Source organism: Mycobacterium sp. (assembly GCF_019247615.1).
GTDB lineage: Bacteria > Actinomycetota > Actinomycetes > Mycobacteriales > Mycobacteriaceae > Mycobacterium.
The window spans coordinates 1-4,618 of sequence record NZ_JAFBAT010000125.1; the positions used below are offsets into that span (position 1 = coordinate 1).

The 4,618-nt window shown below is 66.5% G+C and carries 3 protein-coding genes and 1 pseudogene; all 4 read right to left on the bottom strand.

The features are described 5' to 3' along the window. Positions 1 to 116 precede the first annotated feature (116 nt). Positions 117 to 1,457, bottom strand: coding sequence for a type I glutamate--ammonia ligase (gene glnA, locus JO059_RS08420; RefSeq protein WP_293315638.1), 1,341 nt, complete (start codon positions 1,455 to 1,457; stop codon positions 117 to 119). Positions 1,458 to 1,564: 107 nt separating this feature from the next. Continuing rightward, the gene (locus tag JO059_RS08425) at positions 1,565 to 3,133 is read right to left on the bottom strand and encodes an alpha/beta hydrolase (RefSeq protein ID WP_293315639.1); all 1,569 of its coding nucleotides are present in this window, start codon (positions 3,131 to 3,133) and stop codon (positions 1,565 to 1,567) included. Positions 3,134 to 3,240: 107 nt separating this feature from the next. After that, positions 3,241 to 4,083, bottom strand: a pseudogene (locus JO059_RS08430) (hypothetical protein). 116 nt (positions 4,084 to 4,199) lie between these two features. Further along, a partial coding sequence (locus tag JO059_RS08435) for an alpha/beta hydrolase (protein WP_293315640.1) occupies positions 4,200 to 4,618 on the bottom strand: 419 nt, incomplete at its 5' end.

Sequence of the window (4,618 nt, forward strand, 5' to 3'; positions counted from 1 at the left end):
TCGACCAATCCCAGGCGGCCCACGCTGGGCAGCCTCGGTCGCTCGGTCACGGGTTTGGTCACGACCACGACGGTAGCGCACGTGCCGATCCGTCGAACCGACCCGCTTGTGGTCGGCTACAACGACAGGTAGGTGCTCAGCTCATACGGCGTGACGTTGCTGCGGTAGTTCGCCCACTCCGCGCGCTTGTTGCGCAGAAAGAAGTCAAACACGTGCTCGCCCAACGCTTCCGCGACGAGTTCGGATGACTCCATCGACCGAAGCGCGCTGTCGAGGCTGGTCGGCAGCTCGCGATATCCCATCGCGAGCCGTTCCTCGGGTGTGAGGTCCCAAACGTTGTCCTCGGCCTGCGGCCCCAGCACGTAGTTTTTCTCCACCCCCCGCAGCCCGGCGGCCAGCAGGACGGCGAACGCCAAGTACGGGTTGCACGCCGAGTCAGGGCTGCGCACCTCGATCCGCCGGGACGACGTCTTGTGCGGTGTGTACATCGGCACCCGCACCAGGGCGGACCGGTTGGCCGCGCCCCACGACGCATTGGTCGGTGCCTCACCGCCCTGGACCAACCGCTTATAGGAGTTGACCCACTGATTGGTGACCGCGCTGATCTCGGAGGCGTGCTCCAGGATCCCTGCGATGAACGACTTGCCCACGTCCGACAGCTGCAACGGATCGTCGGGGCTGTGAAAGGCGTTGACTTCGCCCTCGAACAGGCTCATGTGCGTGTGCATCGCCGAGCCGGGATGCTCCGCGAAAGGCTTGGGCATGAACGACGCTCGCGCGCCGTTCTCGATCGCGACCTCCTTGATGACGTAGCGAAACGTCATCACGTTGTCTGCCATCGACAGCGCGTCGGCAAAGCGCAGGTCTATCTCTTGCTGGCCCGGCGCGCCCTCGTGGTGGCTGAACTCCACGGAGATGCCCATGAATTCCAGGGCCTCGATCGCGTCGCGACGGAAGTTCGACGCGGTGTCGTGCACCGCCTGGTCGAAATAGCCGGCACTGTCGACGGGAACGGGCCTCGACCCGTCGTTCGGGCCGGGCTCCAACAGGAAGAATTCGATCTCGGGATGCACATAGCAGGAGAAACCGAGATCATTGGCCTTGTGTAGCTGCCGGCGCAACACATGCCGTGGGTCCGCCCACGACGGCGAGCCGTCGGGCATGGTGATGTCGCAGAACATCCGCGCCGAGTGGTGATGCCCGGAACCGGTGGCCCAGGGCAGCACCTGGAACGTCGACGGATCCGGGTTTGCCACGGTGTCGGATTCCGAGACCCTCGCGAAGCCTTCGATCGAGGAACCGTCGAAGCCGATGCCCTCCTCGAACGCGCCCTCGAGCTCGGCGGGGGCGATGGCGACCGACTTCAGGTAACCGAGCACATCCGTGAACCAGAGCCGCACGAACCGGATATCCCGTTCCTCCAGCGTGCGAAGGACGAATTCCTTCTGTCGATCCATAACCCGACAGTAGGCAACACCTGTTAAATCCGTGTTACCGACTCCCGCTCAGAACCGTTGCGGGCCCTCCGGGCAATGACGCCCGGGCCGGCTCCGGGCGCGGCACCCTAAGAACGGCACCGCAACGACGCGGGCGGCAACGTCGCCGCGACGAAATAGCGCACCACCGCCGCGTCCACACACTGGTCCCCGTTGAACACCGCGGTGTGCTGGGTCCCGTCGTAGGTGATCAGAGGGGCGCCGAGCTGGCGGGCCAGGTTCACGCCGGCCTGATACGGGGTCGCGGGATCGTGCGTGGTAGAGACGACGACGACCTTGCCTGGCGCGGCGGGGGGCGCGGCGTGCGGTCGCGACGTGGCGGGCACCGGCCACAGCGCGCATAGGTCGCGCGGGGCATTTCCGGTGAACTGCCCGTAACTCAAGAATGGCGCGGCCTGACGGATCCGTTGGTCCGCGGATATCCATGTCGCCGTATCCCGCGGCGTCGGCGCGTCGACACAGCGAACGGCGTTGAACGCGTCCTGGTCGTTGCCGTAGTGGCCGTTTTTATCACGGTTTTCGTAATCGTCGGCGAGCGATAGCAAGTCACCGGCGTCGGTGCCGCGCGCCAGCCCGAGCAGGCCACTGGTCAAGTACTTCCAATGCTGCGGAGTGTAAAGCGCGTTGATGGTGCCGGTGGTGGCGTCGGCGTAGCTCAGGCCGCGCGGATCCGCCGTCCGGGCCGGTTTGGCGACCAACGGGTCGATCAAGGCGTGGTAGCGATTCACGAATTGAGCCGGGTCGGTGCCCAGCGGACAGGCCACCGAGCGGGCGCAATCCGCGGCGTAGTCGTTGAAAGCCGTTTGGAATCCGGCCATTTGGTTAACGTTTTCCTCGACCGGGCCCACGGTAGGGTCAATCGCACCGTCGAGGACCATCGACCGGACGTGGGCGCCGAACGCCTCGAGGTAGGCGGTGCCCAGCTCGGTGCCGTAGCTATACCCGAGGTAGTTGATCTGGTCCTCTCCCAGCGCCTGGCGGACCATGTCCATGTCTTTGGCACCGGAAGCCGTGCCGACGTTCGCCAGAAAGCCGGTCCCCATCCGGTCAACGCATTGCTGCGCCAACTGCCGGTAGAGCTGCTCGATGTGCGCCACCCCGCCCGGGCTGTAGTCGACCATCGGTTCGCGCCGGAACGCGTCGAATTCGGCGTCGGTGCGGCACCGCAGTTGCGGGGTGGAGTGGCCCACGCCGCGGGGGTCGAACCCGACCAGGTCGAAGTCGCGGGTGATCTCGCTGTTTCCCAAGTCCGCGGCGAGTCCGGCCACCATCTCCACCGCGGATGCCCCGGGGCCGCCCGGGTTAACCATCAGCGTCCCCGTCCGCCGCCCGCTCGCGGGAACCCTTATCACCGCCAGCTTGGCTTGTGTCCCACCGGGATTGGCGTAGTCGACGGGGACGGACACGGTGGTGCACTGCGCGCTGGGTACGTCGCTGGCGTCGGCCAGGAATTGTCCGCAGCTGCCCCAGTTTTGCGACCGCGTTGAAGCAGCCGCCGGCGGGGCCGGGCTCGGGGTCTGGCCGGCACCGGGTTCCGGCGTTGCCGCGGCGACGGGCAGAGACGATTGCGCGCCGAGCAACAGTCCGAGCGACACCAGCGCCGAGCTCATTGGTCTCAGGCGCGACATGGCAGTCATCGTTGCAGCCGCGAGTACCTGTAAAAGCGCGAAAAGGTCACGCCTTGATCTCGCTCGGCGTGTCGGCGAGTGTGTACTCAGAGCGATGTTCCTGCGAGACTTTCGCACTACGAACACGCTCGGCGTTGCCAGCCCGCCGAAACGCGGCCGATGATGCCGCCGGGCGTGTCCTCGACGGTGACCCGCACGTTGAGCCAACCCAACTCCGTGAGGGCTTCCGCGCGTCGAATGTCCCTATTGAATCGCCTCCGATCCGTGCGGTGGTGGTCACCTTCGTACTCGACGGCCAACTTGAGGTCCTGCCAGCCCATATCGAGAACCCCTACCAGCGCGCCGTATTCGTCGTACACCGGGATCTGGGTTTGAGGCCGCGGAAACCCAGCGCGGATCAAGAGCAGGCGTAACCATGTCTCGCAGGGCGACTCGGCACCGGGATCGACGAGTGATAGTGCTTCCCGCGCACGCCGGATGCCGCGGCGACCGCGGTAGCGCTCGGCGAGAATCTCGGCCTCGATCGTCTTGAGCTCGGTTGCGCGGGGAGCGCATCGATGGCCGCGACAGCCTTGCCGACCGGGTAGCGGCATGCGAGGTCGAGCGCCGTTCGGGCGGGCGTCGTCACGGGCACGCCGCCGATGAGTTGTATCTCGTCTTCGGCAACACGGTCCGACCAGGTGCGGATGCCGCTGGGCGGCCGACGATAGTCGTAGAGCAACTCCGCCGACGCGCGATCGTCGACCCATTTCGCGCCGTGCAGCGCCGACGCCGAGCAACCGGCGACGACGCCCCGGCGGCCCGACCACAACCAGGCCGCATGGCACGCAATGTGCTGTGCGCTCGGTGCGGGCCCCGACATAGACGCCCGGATGGATCGCGAAGTATCGGCTGCGCAGCGCGTACTTGGTGACGGCGCCGGACGCGACCGCCACGCTGCCAATGAATGGGTCGCTCATGCGGGCAAGTGTGCGGAATGCCTCCGACAGGGGCGCCCATCGTGTACTGAGCGCGAAAATGTTGCGGTTCTTTCGCACCCGGCGCACGCTCGGCAAGCGGGTTTAGGGCGACACCTCTAACACTTCGCGCCCCTCGGGGGCGTGTTGCCAGCGATCAGGTACGCCGTCACGTAGTCGTCGATACAGTTGTCGCCCTGGAAAACCACCGTGTGCTGGGTTCCGTCGAAGGTGAGCAGCGACCCCCGCAGCTGATCCGCCAAATCCACCCCGGCCTTGTACGGCGTCGCGGGATCGTGGGTGGTCGACACGACCACGGTCGGCGCCAGTCCGGGCGCGGCTACGGCATGCGGCTTGCTCGTGGGCGGCACGGGCCAGAACGCGCAGGTGCCCAGCGGCGCGTCGCCGGTGAACTGCCCGTAGCTCATGAACGGGGCGATCTCGCGGGAGCGGCGGTCTTCGTCAATCACCTTGGCGCGGTCGGTGATCGGGGGCTGGTCGACGCAGTTGATCGCCACCCGAGCGTCGGTGGCGTTCG